Origin of the sequence: Microtetraspora niveoalba, from assembly GCF_001570405.1 — a bacterium.
Taxonomy (GTDB): Bacteria; Actinomycetota; Actinomycetes; order Streptosporangiales; family Streptosporangiaceae; genus Microtetraspora; species Microtetraspora niveoalba.
The window spans coordinates 1-14,811 of record NZ_BBYM01000023.1; the positions used below are offsets into that span (position 1 = coordinate 1).

Below are 14,811 nucleotides of genomic sequence, written 5' to 3' on the forward strand. Positions count from 1 at the left end.
CGCCAGTACGGTCTCGGCGTCGTCCAGATGACGGGCGGCCGAGGTGATCGTGGCGGCGTACCCGTAGGAGAGGCTGCCCTCGGTCAGCCGGGCGGCCACCTGCGGCAGACGCGACAACTGCCGCGACAGAGTGACGCGCTCCCCGGCCCGCGCGGAGCGGGAGCCGGTCGCCGCCGCCAGCCATGACCCGATCGAACGCCGCCCGAACAGTTGGTGGCCTTTGCCTGCCTCTGCTATCCGCAACCGCGCTGCCAGTGCTGCTTCGGCTAGATCGATCACCCGGGCCAGCGCGACGATCTCCGCCATCGCCACCTCAACATCGACCTCGGCCTCGGCCTCGCCCGGAGAACCTCCCGGAACAGCCCCCAACACGGCCCCGGGCACATCCCGATGCACACCGCCGGGCATCTCCCCCGACGACGCATTCCCCGACGCATCCCCTGACCCAGCGGCCGTGGCGGTGGCGGCGATCCGCTCTACGCAGGCGAGCAGGTCCCGGACGGCAGGCCGGGCCAACGCCGGGTCGGGCCAGTCACCCGCCCGGGCATCCACATCGCTACCGTCACCATCAGACGCAGCCTCCCGGCCGGCACCAGACTGCCCCTCCCGGCTCGCACCAGTCTGAGCCTCCCGGCCCGCAGAGGGCTGAGTCTCCTGACCCCCACCCGCCTGACCCCGGCCCCGATCCCACTCCTGATCGTCACGCCAGCCCTCGACACGGTCCCGCCACTCGCCGCCGCAGCGCTCGCCGTCCTGCTGCCCATCAACCCGCCGCCCCCGGTCCTCGCCCCGTCGCCCGCCGTCCCGCCGACGGCCGTCCCGGCCGCCGCGCCGGGCGGGGGTGACCGTCGACCGCTGGTTACTGCTGGAGCGACGCCCCTGCCAGATGCCATCCCAGGCCGAAAGACCACCATCGTCATCTTGCGGACACCGCGACTCGTCTTGGCCGCCGGTTCCCGCCCCCGCCCCCGCATCGGCCATCCCGCCGTCGATCGTGGAATGCCCTGTAACACCGGACCTCACAGCACCCGGCCCTGTAGCGCCACATGGTGCGGCACCGGGTCTGGTCGGTCCTGACAGCCATACTCCATCGGCCGAGCCCCGGTCTGCTCCAGACTCTGATCCGCGGCCTTCTCCCTGCTCCGGACTCCGGTCTTCTACCGGGCCGGCGACGCCCATCAGCCGCCGCGCCCATGACAACGCAGCATCCCGCTCGCCACCCTCAGACCTGGCGGTGCCGTCCGAGGCCGGATCGAACAAGGACCAGCCCGCCGACGGCACACCGCCACCCTGTCCACCGCTCGGCCTCCCGCTCTGCCTATCGCCCGGCCTCCCATCGGGCCGGGCCACGGTGGATTGCATGGGCTCGAGACGACCGGCATCGGGAGATGCAGTCTCAGCGGGAGTGCGGGCGGGTGGGGCCGGAACAGGCGTGCCGGCGCGGCGGGTGCGGGTGCGGGTGCGGGTGCGATCGAGCAGCACGGCACCGTAGGAGTCGCCGGCGAAGGGGCGGGACCCGTTCAGCGGCTTGTGCCGACGGTGCGACTCCCATCGGGAGGACGTTGACAGCGGGCCGGCGGAGCGCACTGACGGCGAGTCACCGGATCGGCCTGAAAGCAGCACGCCGCCAGAAACAATCACCGGAGATGCCTCCCTTCACGCTCTGATGACGCGGCCTGCCGCCAATATATCGCTCACACGTTCTATTTGCAACGGAGAGTAATCAGAGATGTACTGATTGTGCAACACGTCCCGTAATTCCGTTCGGGATCGGTTCAGGAACAGTGCGGCACGGACAACACAGCCACGTTCGGGGCCGATTCAGGAACAGCCGGCACGGACAACACAGCCACGTCCGGGGCCGGCGCCGGCGCCGGCGGACCGGATATCAGGAAACGCATCAGGGACGGGCATGCCGCCTTTGAGAACAGAGCAGTCGGCAGCGCCGGTCCCAGGGAAGATCCCATCAGGAAACGCCGGGCTCGGGAACACCGGCCGCGAACACTCCTACCGGCCTTCCGGAGAGAACGCCACCGAGACCAACCGCCCCGGCCCGGGCTCGCTCCCGCGGCAACGCGAAGCATCCCCGCGACCACTGACACAAGCTGGCTGCCGGTCAGACCAGCCGGTACTCCCATCCCTCCCGCCAGCCGAAATCGGCATCCACCAGTTCTTCCAACGGGATGCCGTCGATGAGGTGATCGAACGCCCATCGCGTCGCGACGTGTCCGATGACCAGGACCCGGGTGCCGGACCAGCGCAAGGGCAGATCACTAAGAAAGCGACCCGCGCGGTGCACCGCCTGCCGCCAGCTTTCTCCCCCCGGATAGGGCGTGTCGAGGTGACGGGATCGGCTCTGGTGCACCTGAAGCGCGGGCGTACCGTTCTTGTCGCCGTAGTCACACTCCCGAAGCCGCCAGTCATGCAGGACCGGGATGTCGGTATCGGCGAACGCCAGAGAAGCGGTCTCAACCGCCCGGGTGAGGTCGGAGGTGAACACGGCGGCAAGCCCGTCCTCGCGCCGCCGCTCGCCCAGTTCTACGGCCAGGCGCCGCCCCCGCTCGGACAGGCTCCCGGGTAGCCACCCGGTAGCGAGCCCCCGCTCGTTGTCCTGGCTCACCGAATGTGTCTCGAACACGACCTCCACCGGCATGACGTCACCCTAACGCCGGCTTCGGCGCACTCCTCTGTTCTTCTCGCACGACGGTCGGTCACCGCCTCGACCACGACCGCCTCCGCGAACGGAAACCCGGCCGCGGGGCCATCACTGCAGCGGCTCCCCAGAGCCGAAGCCCGGGCACAACACCATCACCACAGCCGCTCCCCAGAGCCGAAGCCCGGGCACAACACCATCACCACAGCCGCTCCCCAGACGCGAAACCCGGGCACAACACCATCACCACAGCCGCTCCCCAGACGCGAAACCCGGGCACAACACCATCACCACAGCCGTCCAATGGGGGAGGCCCCCGCGCTCGGCTATGGCGCGGGGGCCTCCCTGGTTCCGTTCGTGACCGGAGGGGGTCAGATCATCGAGCGCATCGGGCCGTGGGGCGGCTCGACGTCGAGCTGGGTGAGGGCCGAGACGTGGAAGACCGAGCCGGGCACGTGGATGGCGTGCGCCAGGCCCATGTGCGCGTCACGCCAGAAGCGCTGGATCGGGTTGTCCATCCGCATGGCGTTGCCGCCCGAGCGGGCCACGATCTCGTCCACCGCGCGCACCGCGCGCCACGCGGCCGCGACCTGGGTGCGACGCCCGACCGCGCGCTCGTCGAAGGTGACCTCGCGGCCGGAGGCGACGATGTCGTAGATCCGGGAGGCGTTGTCGAGCAGCGCCGACCGGGCGGCGGCGATCTCGGCGGCCGCCTCGCTGATCGCGAACAGCACGTACGGGTCGTCCTTGATCTTGGTGCCCGTGACCTGTACGCGGCTCTTCTGGTACGCCATGTGGTGCGCGAGGGCGCCCTCGGCGATGCCGATGAGCGAGGCGGTGATGCCGAGGGGGAAGGCGGCCGAGAACGGCATGTGGTAGAGCGGGTTGGTCAGCCCGGCCTCCTTGGCCGCGGAGCCGTCGACGACCTTGGTGTACTGCAGGGTGCGGTACTCGGGGACGAACGCGTCCTTGACGATGATGTCCTTGCTGCCGGTGCCGCGCAGGCCGACGACGTCCCAGGAGTCCTCGACGATCTCGTAGTCGGAGCGGGGCAGGATCAGGTGCATCGAGACGGGCGGCTGGACGGGCTTGCCCTCGTCGTCGCCGAGGAAGCCGCCGAGGAAGATCCAGTCGCAGTGGTCGGTGCCGGACGAGAACTGCCAGCGGCCGTTGAAGATGTAGCCGCCGTCCACGGGGCGGGCGACGCCCATCGGCGCGTACGGCGAGGCGATCCAGGTGTCCTGGTTCTCGCCCCAGATCTCCTGCTGCACGCGCGGGTCGGCGTACGCCATCTCCCACGGGTGCACGCCGACGACGCCCGCGACCCAGCCGGTGGAGCCGTCGAGGCTCGCGATCTTCATCACGGTCTCGGCGAAGTCCCGGGGATGGAACTCGAGGCCGCCGTGGATCTTCGGCTGGAGCATCCGGATGACGTTCGACTCGCGCAGTACCTTGGCCGCCTGGTCGTCCAGCCTGCCGAGCTTCTCGTTGGACGGACCGAGCGCGCCGAGTTCGTCGGCACGCTGGATTATCGCCTCGAGTACCTGGTTGGTCATGCCTCTTCCCGCTTCCCTGCGAGTGCGACTGCGATTTCGATGAGCTGGTCTTCCTGCCCGCCGACGAGCTTGCGCCGCCCGGCCTCGATCAGGATCTCGGCGCCCGAGACCCCGTACTTGCGAGCCTGACGATCGGCGTGCTTCAGAAAGCTGGAGTAGACACCGGCGTAACCCATGGTCAGCGAGAGCCGATCGAGCAGGCACTCCCCATCCATGATCGGCCGCACGACGTCCTCGGCCGCGTCGATGATCTTCAAGGTGTCGATGCCGGTACGGATGCCGAGCTTCTCCGCCACCGCGGCGAACGCCTCGACCGGCGTGTTCCCCGCCCCGGCCCCGAACCTGCGGGTCGAGCCGTCGATCTGCAGCGCCCCCGCGCGTACGGCGAGCACGGAGTTGGCCACCCCCAGACCGAGGTTCTCGTGCCCGTGGAACCCGACCTGCGCGTCCGGCCCCAGCTCGGCCACCAGCGCCGAGATCCGGTCGCTCGTCTGCTCCATGATCAGCGCGCCGGCCGAGTCCACCACGTACACGCACTGGCAGCCCGCGTCCGCCATGATCCGCGCCTGCTTGGCCAGGACCTCCGGCGGCTGGCTGTGCGCCATCATCAGGAACCCGACCGTCTCCAGGCCCAGGTCCCGGGCCAGCCCGAAATGCTGGACCGAGATGTCGGCCTCGGTGCAGTGGGTGGCGATCCGGCACACGCTCGCGCCGTTCCCGGCCGCCTCCCGGATGTCGTCCTGCACCCCCAGGCCGGGCAACATCAGGAACGCGATCTTGGCGCGCTTCGCGGTCTGCACGGCCGCCTTGATCAGCTCCTGCTCGGGGGTGTGGCTGAAGCCGTAGTTGAACGACGAGCCGCCCAGCCCGTCGCCGTGCGTCACCTCGATCACCGGAACGCCGGCGTCGTCGAGGGCGCCCACGATCGACCGGACGTGCTCGACGGTGAACTGGTGCTGCTTGGCGTGCGAACCGTCACGCAACGACGAGTCGGTGACCCGGATGTCGAGGTCGGCACTGAAAGACATGAACGATCTCCTTGCTGACTAGTGCTCCGACCGGCGAGGTTTGCCCGGAAGGAGCGGTGTCCAGGGTGGTGCATCGCAAGGCGGAGGAGGAGCCCGTAGCGGAGCTACGGGCGACATTCCCGGGCCCCGCGGAAACTCCGAGCTTGCGAGGAGTTTCCGTGGGTGGGGCGACAACGCCGCGAGGTGCCGCCCTGGGCGACGCGACGGGGCAAAGGTCGCCGGGAGGGACACTAGGACGGGACGCGCCCGGAGACGATCCGCTGCGCGAACCCCTCGCCGACCTTCGTCGCGGCCGCGGTCATGATGTCGAGGTTGCCCGAGTACGGCGGCAGGAAGTCCCCGGCGCCCTCCACCTCCAGGAACACCGCGACGCGGGCCAGCCCGCCGCTCACCGGCGTCGGGTCGTCGAACTGCGGCTCGGCGCGCAACCGGTACCCGGGCACGTACGACGCGACGGACGCGACGACATCGCGGATGGAGGCGGCGATGGCGTCCCGGTCGGCGTCCACCGGGATGGAGCAGAACACCGTGTCCTGCATCAACATCGGCGGCTCGGCCGGGTTCAGGATGATGATCGCCTTGCCGCGCTCGGCGCCGCCGATCGTCTCGATGCCCCGGCTGGTGGTCTTGGTGAACTCGTCGATGTTGGCCCGCGTCCCCGGGCCCGCCGAGGGGGAGGCCACACTCGCCACGATCTCGGCGTAGGCGACCTCGGTCACCCGGGACACCGCGTACACCATGGGGATCGTCGCCTGACCGCCGCAGGTGATCAGGCTCACGTTCGGCGCGTCCAGGTGGGCGCCGAGGTTGACCGCGGGCACCACCGCCGGCCCGAGCGCGGCCGGGGTCAGGTCGACGGCCTGGATGCCGAGCGCCTCGTACTTCGGCGCGTTCACCTTGTGCACGTACGCCGAGGTCGCCTCGAAGACGATGTCGGGCCGCTCGTCCTGGGCGAGCAGCCAGTCCGCGCCGCCGGCCGAGGTGATCAGCCCGTGCTCCTGCGCCCGCTTCAGTCCGGGGCTGTCGGGGTCCACGCCGATCATCCAGCGCGGTTCGATCGCCTCCGACCGGAGCAGCTTGTACATCAGGTCGGTCCCGATGTTGCCCGAGCCGACGATGGCGGCACTCGCCTTGGTCACTGTCTCACCCTCATTCGAATCGAGCGGTCACGGAGCCGAGCCCGGCGAACTCGGCGCGGAAGACGTCGCCGGGGCGGGCGTCCACGGCGCGGGTGCAGGACCCGGGAAGGATCACGTGCCCGGCCTCCAGCGTCACGCCGAAGGAGGCGACCTTCCTGGCCAGCCAGGCCACGGCGGTGGTCGGATTCCCGAGGACGGCGTCGGTGTTGCCGCGGGCGATCTCGGACTCCCCCGACGCGCCCACGGAGTACAGCACCGCCTCGATGCCGGACGGGTCCAGTTCCTTGGGGCTGATCCGGGCCTCTCCCAGCAGCACCCCGGCCGAGGAGGCGTTGTCCGCGATGGTGTCGGCCAGGCCGATCTTCCAGTCGGTGATCCGGCTGTCGATCAGCTCGATGCTCGGCACGATGTACTCGGTGGCGGCGAGCACGTCCTGCTCGGTGCATCCCTCACCGGGCAGGGTCGCCCCGAGCACGTAGCCGATCTCGACCTCGATCCGCGGGTAGCAGTACGCGGCGGTGTCGACGGGGGTGTCCTGCGACAGGACCATCGTGTCGAGCAGGTGCCCGTAGTCGGGCTCGTCCACGCCCATCATCTTCTGCATGACCAGGGAGGACAGCCCCACCTTGTGCCCGTACACGCGGGCGCCGCCCGCGAGACGGCGGCGGATGTTGACGAGCTGGATCTCGTACGCGTCCACGACGTCGATGTCCGGGTACGACTCGGTCAGCGGGGCGATCGGTTCCCGGTCCCGCTCGGCCGCCCACAACCGGTCGGCCGCGGCCGCGCGTTGTGCCGCCTCCAGCATCCACTTCCTCCTGGGTCGTCGGGCCGTGCCCGTCCGGGCAGGGCTCCTTTGTCAAAGGTTCCAGTCACGGATCACCGGCCGTGCCGCGTCTCCCGCTGAGTGGGAGTCGCCGTCGCGGGGCCGGGAGGTCAGGCGTCGAAGGTGACCCTGAGCCGCTCGCTGACCGGGATCGCCTGACAGGCCAGGATCAGGCCGTCGGCGAGATCCTGCTTGTCGAGGACGGTGTTGTGCTCGAGCGTGACCTCGCCCTCGAGCAGCACGCAGGCGCACGCGCTGCACGAGCCCTCGCGGCAGGAGAACGGCGCGTCCATGCCCGCGTCGAGCAGCACGTCGAGCAGCTTGTTGCCCCTCGGCCAGGTGACCGTGCGGGTGTCGCCGTCCAGCTCGACCTCGAGCTCGCTGACCGGCCCCTCGTCGTCGATGACGACGGCGGCGCCGGCGAACGGGTCGCCGGCGAGCGAGGTGAAACGCTCCACGTGGACGCGGCGCTCCGGCACGCCGAGGCGGGCGAGCACCGCGACCGCGAGGTCCATGAACGCCTCGGGACCGCAGACGAACGCCTGCCGGTCGGTGTACGGCCGGGCGAGCGCGGCCAGCCCGCCGGCCGTCGGCCGGCCCTGTACCGACTCCAGCCAGTGGACGACGGTCAGCCGGTCGCCGTACTCGGCGGACAGGGCGACCAGCTCGTCCCGGAAGATCACCGAGTGCTCGTCCCGGTTGGCGTAGATCAGGGTGACCGCGCCGGCCCCCGCGTGCAGGCAGGACTTGAGGATCGACATGACCGGCGTGATGCCGCTGCCTCCCGCGAAGAGGAGGAAGTCCTGGTCGAGGGAGTCGGGGGTGAACGTGCCGGAGGGCCGCAGCACCTCCAGCGTGTCGCCCTCGGCGACGTTGTCGCAGATCCAGTTCGACGCGTAGCCGTCCCGCACCCGCTTGACGGTCACCTTGAGCTTCTCTCCCCTGACGGGGGAGCTGCACAGGGAGTAGCAGCGGGCCGCCCCTCCCTCCCGGGTGGTCGGCACCCGGATCGTGAGGAACTGGCCGGGGCGGTAGCCGAACCGGTCCCGGCCGTCCTCCTCGGGTTCGAGCACGAGCGAGTGCGCGTCGGCGGTCTCCTTGATGACCTCGACGACCCGCACCCGCAGGGGTCCCGGCTGGGTCATGCCGCGACTCCCGCGGCGTGCCGCGCGGCGATGTAGCCGAAGACGATCGACGGGCCGATGGTGGCGCCGGGGCCCGCGTACTCGTTGGCCATGACGGACGCCGACGTGTTGCCGGTGGCGTACAGGCCCTCGATCGCCGAGCCGTCCTCGCGCAGCACCCGGCCGTGCTCGTCGCAGACGAGGCCGCCCTTGGTACCGAGGTCGCCGGCCTCGATCCGGAACGCGTAGAACGGCGCCTTGTCGATCACGTCGATGTTCGGGTTCTTCAGCGTGGGGTCGCCGTAGTAGCGGTCGTACGCGCTGTCGCCGCGGCCGAAGTCCTCGTCCTTGCCGTTGCGGGCGAAGCCGTTGAACCGCTCGACGGTCTCGGCCAGCGCCCGCGGCGGCACGCCGATCTCGCCGGCCAGCTCCTCGATCGTGTCGGCGCGGAACGCCAGCCCCTGGTCGTAGAAGTCCTTGGGGATCGGCATCCCGGGGAGGATCTGCGCGAACGGGTAGCGGGCGCGGGCCTTGGCGTCCATCACGAACCACACCGGGACGTGCCCGCCCGCGAGCTGGTCGTGGACGAAGTTCACGTACGGCGACGACTCGTTGGTGAACCGCCGGCCCTCGGACGACACGATGATCGACGGGGGGATGCAGCGTTCGGAGACGAGCGGGATCGTCGCCCCGGCCGGGTGCCGTACGGCGGGCATCCACCAGGCGTCGTCCATGAAGTCGAGCGCGGCGCCGAGCCGCTCACCCGCCCGGATGCCGTCGCCGGTGTTCTCCCTGGCGCCCATGCTGAAGTCGTCCCGGCCGCCCTCCGGCAGGTACTTGGCGCGCATCTCGGGGTTGTGCTCGAACCCGCCGCTGGCGAGCAGCACGCCCTTCCTGCCGCGCAGCCGTACGGTGCGGGAGCCCGAGCCGTTCTCGTCCCGGCGCTCGGCGACGATGCCGGTGACGGCGCCGCTCTCGTCCACGACGAGTTCGGTCATGGTCGTGCGCAACCACAGCGGGACGCCGGCGTCCTTGAGCGCCATGCGCAGCCGGGCGACGAGCGCGCGGCCGCCGGTCGCCATGTGGCGGCGGCGGACCATGTTGGAGGAGACCCGCCACGCGGCCACGACCGAGGCCCACCGGCCGCGCCAGGTGCGCTTGACCATCGCGAGGTCGTGGTAGTCCTTGCTGGTGATCCAGAGGCCGAGCGGGCCCTTCATGCTGTTGGGGCGCTGGTACTTCTCGTCCTCGCCGAGCTTGCGGGTGTCGAACGGGACCGCCTCGATCGACCGGCCGAGCGGGCGGCCGCCCTCCAGCTCGGGGTGGTAGTCGGCGTATCCCTTCGTCCAGAAGAAGCGCATCCACCTGCTCCTGCCGAGCAGTTCCATCGCCGCCGGGCCGTTGTCGACGTACGCGTCGAGCCGCGCGGCGGGCACCCGGCCCTCGGTGAGCAGGTCGAGGTAGCGCCGGATCGACTCGCGGCTGTCGTCGTGGCCCTTCGCCCGCAGGGTGGGGTTGTTGGGGATCCAGATGCCGCCTCCGGAGATGCCGGTGCTGCCGCCGAACATCCTGCCCTTCTCGACGACCAGGACGGAGAGCCCGCAGTCGACGGCGGTCAGCGCGGCCGCCATGCCGCCGCCGCCGCTGCCGACGACGACCAGGTCGTACTCGCCGTCCCATCCGGCGCTCATGCGTTGTCCTTCCGGGTGAGGAAGGCGAGCACCGCGCTCTCCCAGGCGGCCTTCTGCTCGATCATGACCCAGTGGCCGCAGTTGGGGAAGATGTGCAGCTCGACGTCGGGGATGGTGCGCATCGGCACGATCGACATGTCCACCGGGCTGACCCGGTCGTCGCGGCCCCACGTGATCAGCGTCCGGGCCTTGAGCCGGTGCAGCATCGCCCAGTACGGCGGGGCGTCGGAGGCCGCGGCGGCGGCCTGGGTGGCCGCGAACGCGGCCTTGCCGTACATGCGGCGGGCGCTGGCGAGGGTGTCGGGGTCGGTGGCCTGGGTCCACCGCTCCTCGATCAGCTCCTCGGTGACCAGGGCCGGGTCGTACACCATGGAGTGCAGCCACTGGACGAGCCGCTCACGGGTGGGCTCCTCGGTGAACTCCATCAGCAGCTTGATGCCCTCGCCCGGACTGGGACTGTAGAGGTTCCTGCCGATGCCGCCGATCGTGACGAGGCGGCGGACGCGGTCGGGGTGGGCGATGGCGACCTGGGCGCCGATGATGCCGCCCATCGAGTTGCCGATCACGTCGACCTGGTGGAGGCCGAGCCCGTCGAGGAAGCGGACCACCGCCGCGCTCGCGGCGAGCATCGGGTGCTCGTCGGTGGGGTCGCTCACGCCGAAGCCGGGGAACTCCAGGACCAGGCAGCGGAAGTGCTCGGCGAACACGGCGAGGTTGCCGCGGAAGTTGCGCCAGCCGGTGACGCCGGGGCCGGAGCCGTGCAGCAGCAGCAGCGGCGGGCCGTCGCCGGCCTCGTGATATCGCAGGACGCCCTTGTCCGTCGCGAGCTCGCGCATCGTCGACTCGTAGGTCAGTTCCGTGGTCATCGTCCGCTCCGGTCATAGAAATGTCAGCTTCCTGGGAAGCTAGGCCAGCATCGGCGTCTCCCGCGCGGGGTCATCCCGTTGAGCGGGATGCGGATCTTCCCGTCCCCCGCCCCCGCCCGGCGTGTTCGACCGCCGGACCGGCCTTCCACTGATTGAGACGGACTTCTGTTCGGGGGGGACCCCGGCCTACGTTCGTTTCCGGAGCCCATCACAATGGCCTTGACCGAACGAGGGGAAACCCATGACTACCGAGCCGCTCTCGACGGAGCCCGCCGAAATCGCTCCACCCACCCCACTGGAGCTGCGCCGCGCGATGGGGGCGTTCGCCAGCGGTGTCACCGTGGTCACCGGGATGGACGACGGCGAGCCGGTGGGTTTCGCCTGCCAGTCGTTCGCGTCGGTGTCGCTCGAACCGCCGCTCGTGCTGTTCTGCGCCGACCACAACGGCCGCGCCTGGCCGAGGATCCGCAAGTCGGGGCGGTTCTGCGTGAACGTGCTCGCCGAGGACCAGGTGGACGTCTGCCGCCGGTTCGGGTCGAGCAAGGGCGTGAAGTACGAGGGCCTGGAGTGGGACCTCTCCCGGTGGGGCGCGCCGGCGCTGCGGGACGTGCTGCTGCGCGTCCACGCCGAGGTGGACGACGTGCACGTGGCCGGGGACCACGACGTGGTGATCGGCCGGGTGCTCCAGGTGGAGACGGTCGCCGAGCAGCGACCAATGATCTTCTTCAAGGGCCGGTTCGGCATCGACGAGGACGAGCCGCAGATCGGGCCGAACGTGTGGGGCTGGGGCGACCACTGGGGGTAGACCCGGTGCTCTCCCGCGCGGGGCGCCGTCCGGCCCCCGCGCGCGCCGTCACATCCAGTCGCCGTTCTGGCCGCTCTCCAGGAGCCGGTTCATGGTCTCGGAGGACCACGTCTGGTCCGGCACGGCGACCATGAGCCGTGCCCTGCGCGGGGTCGCGAGGTCGGGGAAGAGGGCCAGCGACGCCTGCCGCGCGGCGTCGATCACGAGCGGCGCGACCTTCTCCAGCGGCGTGCGGGGGTCGCCCACGAGGGAGATGCTGGCGACCGGGCCCTCGTAGCCGCGGATCGCCGCCGCCACGCAGGCGATGGTGGGGAAGCACTCCCCCCGTTCGAAGGCCAGGCCGTGCCGCTGCCGGATGCGGTGCAGCTCCTGGTGCAGGATGCTCATCTCGCCGATGGTCCGGTTGGTCATCCGGCTGATGGAGCCGCTGATCCGCGACTCGACCTGCTCGGGTTCCAGCCAGGCCAGGATGGCCTTGCCGAGAGCGGTGCAGTGGGCGGGGGCGCGCCCGCCGACGCGGGACGGGACCGAGGTGGCGAACCTGCCGCCGACCTTGTCGAGGTAGAAGACCTGGGCGCCGTCGAGGACCGCGAGGTGGACGACCATGCCGGTCTTGATCTGCAGGTCGTGCAGCAGCGGCGCGGCCGCCTCGCGGATCTCCCCGTGGCTGCCGTCCCGGCCGCCGAGACCCAGCGCGCGCTGTCCCAGCCGATAGCCGAACGAGGTGTGCTCCAGCCAGTTGAGCCGGACGAGCTGGTCGAGGATCCGGTGGGCCGTGGAGCGCGGGAGGTGCGTGCAGCGCGCCACGTCCTCCAGGGTGAGCCGGGTGGAGCGGCCGGCGAAGGCGTCCATGATCAAGGTCATCCGCTCGACCATGGAAGGGGGGAGTTCCCGGCGCGCCGGTGCCGCGGCCTCCGCTGAAGGACTGAGAGCGGTCATAGAGTCCTCCTGGCCAAAACTGAAATGAATTCTTGTTAACGCGAATGTAGCAACGAGACGCGCCGCACGGAAGAGCGGAAATCCGTCCCGAATGTCATCGGATGACCGGTTCTTGGGGGCCAAGCCGAGGTCACTGCCGCCGTCCCACGCACTCCCCGGCATGGGTGCGCCGGGGGGACGGGCCGGTCCGGCGGGGGATCCCCCGCTTCGCCGGGGCCGGGGTTTCGGCAACGTTACACCCGGAATTCCGGTCCCGTTCCGCTGACCGGGACCGCGTCTCGCGCCGGCCCCGCCGTCCCGCTAGGAAGTAGCCGTTCGAGGACGAAAGGTGGGCCGTATGCGGATCGGGATCGTCACGCCGGTGGTGGTGCAACTGCCGGGCGTGCACTCCGAGTGGGAGCGCTCAGCCGGGATCGAGGAGATCGGGCTGATCGCCGAGGCCGCCGACCGGCTCGGATACCACCACCTGACCTGCAGCGAGCACGTCGGCATCCCGGCCGCCGTCGCCGAGGAGCGCGGGGGCGTCTACTGGGACCCGCTGGCCACGCTCGGCTACCTCGCCGCCCGCACCCGCCGGATCCGGCTCGCCACGCAGGTGCTCGTGCTCGGCTACCACCACCCCCTCGCCATCGCCAAGCGGTACGGCACGCTCGACCGGATCAGCGGCGGGCGGGTCACGCTGGGGCTCGGCGTCGGCAGCCTCCAGGAGGAGTTCGAGCTGCTCGGAGCCCCTTTCGAGGGACGCGGGCCGCGCGCGGACGAGGCCATCGCCGCCCTCCGCGCCGCGCTGTCCCGGCGGGAGCCGGAGTTCCACGGCGAGTTCTACGACTTCTCCGGCTTCGTGGTCGAGCCGCACGCCCGGCAGGAGCGCGTCCCGATGTGGATCGGCGGCCGGACCGCCCGCTCCCTGCGCCGCGCCGTGGCCCACGGCGACGGCTGGGTCCCGTTCGGCCTCCCCCTCGACCGGCTCTCGGCGATGCTCGGCGAGGCCGGCCTGCCGGACGGGTTCGAGGTCGTGCTCAGCGCGGGCCGCCCGCTCGACCCGGCCGGCGCGCCCGCCGACGCCGAGCGGGCGCTGGCCCGGGTGCGCGACGCGGGCGCCACCGTCGCCGGCGTCACCCTCGCGGCGGTCTCGGCCGAGAACTACCGCGAGCAGCTCCACGCGCTGCGCGATCTGGGCGCCGCGATGGGCCTCGCCTTCGACCCCCACGACCAGTGAGCCCCAACAAGTTCCGGAACGCATCACGGGAGCGCGGAATGACCGAGACCGAGCAGCGGATCGCCAGGCTGGAACGGCGCCTGAGCGCGATCGAGGACGAGCTGGAGATCACCCGGCTGATCCTCTCGTACGGCCCGCTCGTGGACAGCGGCAGCGCGGACGCCGTCGCGGCACTGTGGGAGCGGGACGGCGTCTACGACGTCGACGAGCTGCTGATGACCGGCCAGGACGAGATCAGGGCCATGGTCCTCTCGGACATGCACCAGCGGTGGATCACCGGCGGCTGCGCCCACTTCGTCGGCGCGCCGCACGTCACGGTGACCGGCGACGACGCGGTCGCCACCGGTTACACGCTGATGATCGTCCGGGACCGGGCGTCCGGCGCCTTCACGCTGCGCCGCGCCACCGCCAACCTGTGGCGGCTGCGCCGGGGGCCGGACGGCTGGCGGGTCACCGACCGGACCAACCGCGTGCTCGACGGCCGTACCGAGTCGCCCGAGCTGCTGGCCAGGAAGTTCACCGGCGCCGGGGAGCCCGCGTGACCTCCGCCGCCCCCGCCGGGGACCGGGACCGGATCGTGGAACGGCTGGCCGAGCTGGCCTCGGCGCTCGACCGGCGCGACTGGGACGCGATCGGCGCCGCCTTCACCGAGACGGCCACCGGCTACCGCCGCACCGGCCGGGCGGCGATCGTCGAGACGGTGCGCGACCACCTGGGCGGCTGCGGGCCGTCCCAGCACCTGCTGGGGAACCACCGCGTCGAGATCGACGGGGACCGGGCGCGGTCGCTGACGTACGCGCGGGTCTACCACCAGGGGGCGGGCCCGTTCGAGGGCCGGTCGTACGAATGCCTCGGCGAGTACGACGACCGCTGGGAGCGCACCCCGGACGGCTGGCGGATCACCTCGCGCGCCTTCCGCATCTCGATCTCGCTCGGCGACTTCGCCGTCCTGCGCCCCGCCTGAC

The 14,811-nt window shown here is 71.0% G+C and carries 14 protein-coding genes; 4 read left to right on the forward strand and 10 right to left on the reverse strand.

The window, feature by feature from the left end; translation table 11 throughout:
• The 9 genes from AWQ70_RS40605 to AWQ70_RS22905 all read right to left on the reverse strand — a co-directional run.
• Positions 1–306: DUF222 domain-containing protein (locus tag AWQ70_RS40605; protein ID WP_218004618.1), on the reverse strand; the 306-nt coding region annotated here is incomplete at its 3' end.
• 1,810 nt (positions 307–2,116) lie between these two features.
• Positions 2,117–2,653, reverse strand: coding sequence for a histidine phosphatase family protein (locus tag AWQ70_RS22870; protein ID WP_067179416.1), 537 nt, complete (start codon positions 2,651–2,653; stop codon positions 2,117–2,119).
• Between the two features lie 371 nt (positions 2,654–3,024).
• Positions 3,025–4,209 carry an acyl-CoA dehydrogenase family protein gene (locus tag AWQ70_RS22875; RefSeq protein ID WP_067179418.1) on the reverse strand — a complete coding sequence of 395 codons (1,185 nt, stop codon included), beginning with the start codon at positions 4,207–4,209 and terminating at the stop codon, positions 3,025–3,027.
• Complete coding sequence (dmpG, locus tag AWQ70_RS22880; protein WP_067179420.1) at positions 4,206–5,237, reverse strand: 4-hydroxy-2-oxovalerate aldolase; 1,032 nt, start codon at positions 5,235–5,237, stop codon at positions 4,206–4,208. Before dmpG ends, AWQ70_RS22875 begins: the two co-directional genes overlap by 4 nt.
• Positions 5,238–5,467: 230 nt before the next feature.
• Positions 5,468–6,376 (reverse strand): acetaldehyde dehydrogenase (acetylating), encoded by a 909-nt coding sequence (locus AWQ70_RS22885; protein WP_067179422.1) that lies wholly within the window; start codon positions 6,374–6,376, stop codon positions 5,468–5,470.
• A 10-nt stretch (positions 6,377–6,386) separates the two neighbouring features.
• Positions 6,387–7,184: a 2-keto-4-pentenoate hydratase gene (locus tag AWQ70_RS22890; RefSeq protein WP_067179425.1), complete on the reverse strand. Its 798-nt coding sequence runs from the start codon at positions 7,182–7,184 to the stop codon at positions 6,387–6,389.
• A gap of 128 nt (positions 7,185–7,312) precedes the next feature.
• On the reverse strand, positions 7,313–8,347 hold the full coding sequence (locus AWQ70_RS22895) for a ferredoxin--NADP reductase (protein WP_067179427.1): 1,035 nt from the start codon (positions 8,345–8,347) through the stop codon (positions 7,313–7,315).
• Positions 8,344–10,017, reverse strand: a complete 1,674-nt coding sequence (locus AWQ70_RS22900; protein ID WP_067179429.1) for an FAD-binding protein — start codon at positions 10,015–10,017, stop codon at positions 8,344–8,346. Before AWQ70_RS22900 ends, AWQ70_RS22895 begins: the two co-directional genes overlap by 4 nt.
• Positions 10,014–10,883 carry an alpha/beta fold hydrolase gene (locus AWQ70_RS22905; protein ID WP_067179431.1) on the reverse strand — a complete coding sequence of 290 codons (870 nt, stop codon included), beginning with the start codon at positions 10,881–10,883 and terminating at the stop codon, positions 10,014–10,016. The genes AWQ70_RS22900 and AWQ70_RS22905 overlap by 4 nt, the downstream gene beginning before the upstream one ends.
• A 241-nt stretch (positions 10,884–11,124) precedes the next feature.
• Here AWQ70_RS22905 and AWQ70_RS22910 point away from each other — a divergent pair, with 241 nt between their 5' ends.
• A complete protein-coding gene (locus AWQ70_RS22910; protein ID WP_067179434.1) occupies positions 11,125–11,688 on the forward strand; it encodes a flavin reductase family protein in 564 nt (187 codons plus the stop codon).
• Between the two features lie 48 nt (positions 11,689–11,736).
• Here the strand turns inward: AWQ70_RS22910 and AWQ70_RS22915 are convergent, their stop codons facing one another.
• On the reverse strand, positions 11,737–12,552 hold the full coding sequence (locus tag AWQ70_RS22915; RefSeq protein ID WP_245647107.1) for an IclR family transcriptional regulator: 816 nt from the start codon (positions 12,550–12,552) through the stop codon (positions 11,737–11,739).
• A 412-nt stretch (positions 12,553–12,964) separates the two neighbouring features.
• On the opposite strand from AWQ70_RS22915, the gene AWQ70_RS22920 reads away from it, so the two are divergent.
• Genes AWQ70_RS22920 through AWQ70_RS22930 form a run of 3 tightly spaced genes read left to right on the forward strand, consistent with a single transcriptional unit; the run spans position 12,965 to position 14,810 of the window.
• Positions 12,965–13,846, forward strand: a complete 882-nt coding sequence (locus tag AWQ70_RS22920; RefSeq protein ID WP_067179437.1) for an LLM class F420-dependent oxidoreductase — start codon at positions 12,965–12,967, stop codon at positions 13,844–13,846.
• Between the two features lie 38 nt (positions 13,847–13,884).
• Positions 13,885–14,388, forward strand: coding sequence for a nuclear transport factor 2 family protein (locus AWQ70_RS22925; protein ID WP_067179440.1), 504 nt, complete (start codon positions 13,885–13,887; stop codon positions 14,386–14,388).
• A complete protein-coding gene (locus AWQ70_RS22930; protein WP_067179442.1) occupies positions 14,385–14,810 on the forward strand; it encodes a nuclear transport factor 2 family protein in 426 nt (141 codons plus the stop codon). The genes AWQ70_RS22925 and AWQ70_RS22930 overlap by 4 nt, the downstream gene beginning before the upstream one ends.
• Position 14,811 lies beyond the last annotated feature (1 nt).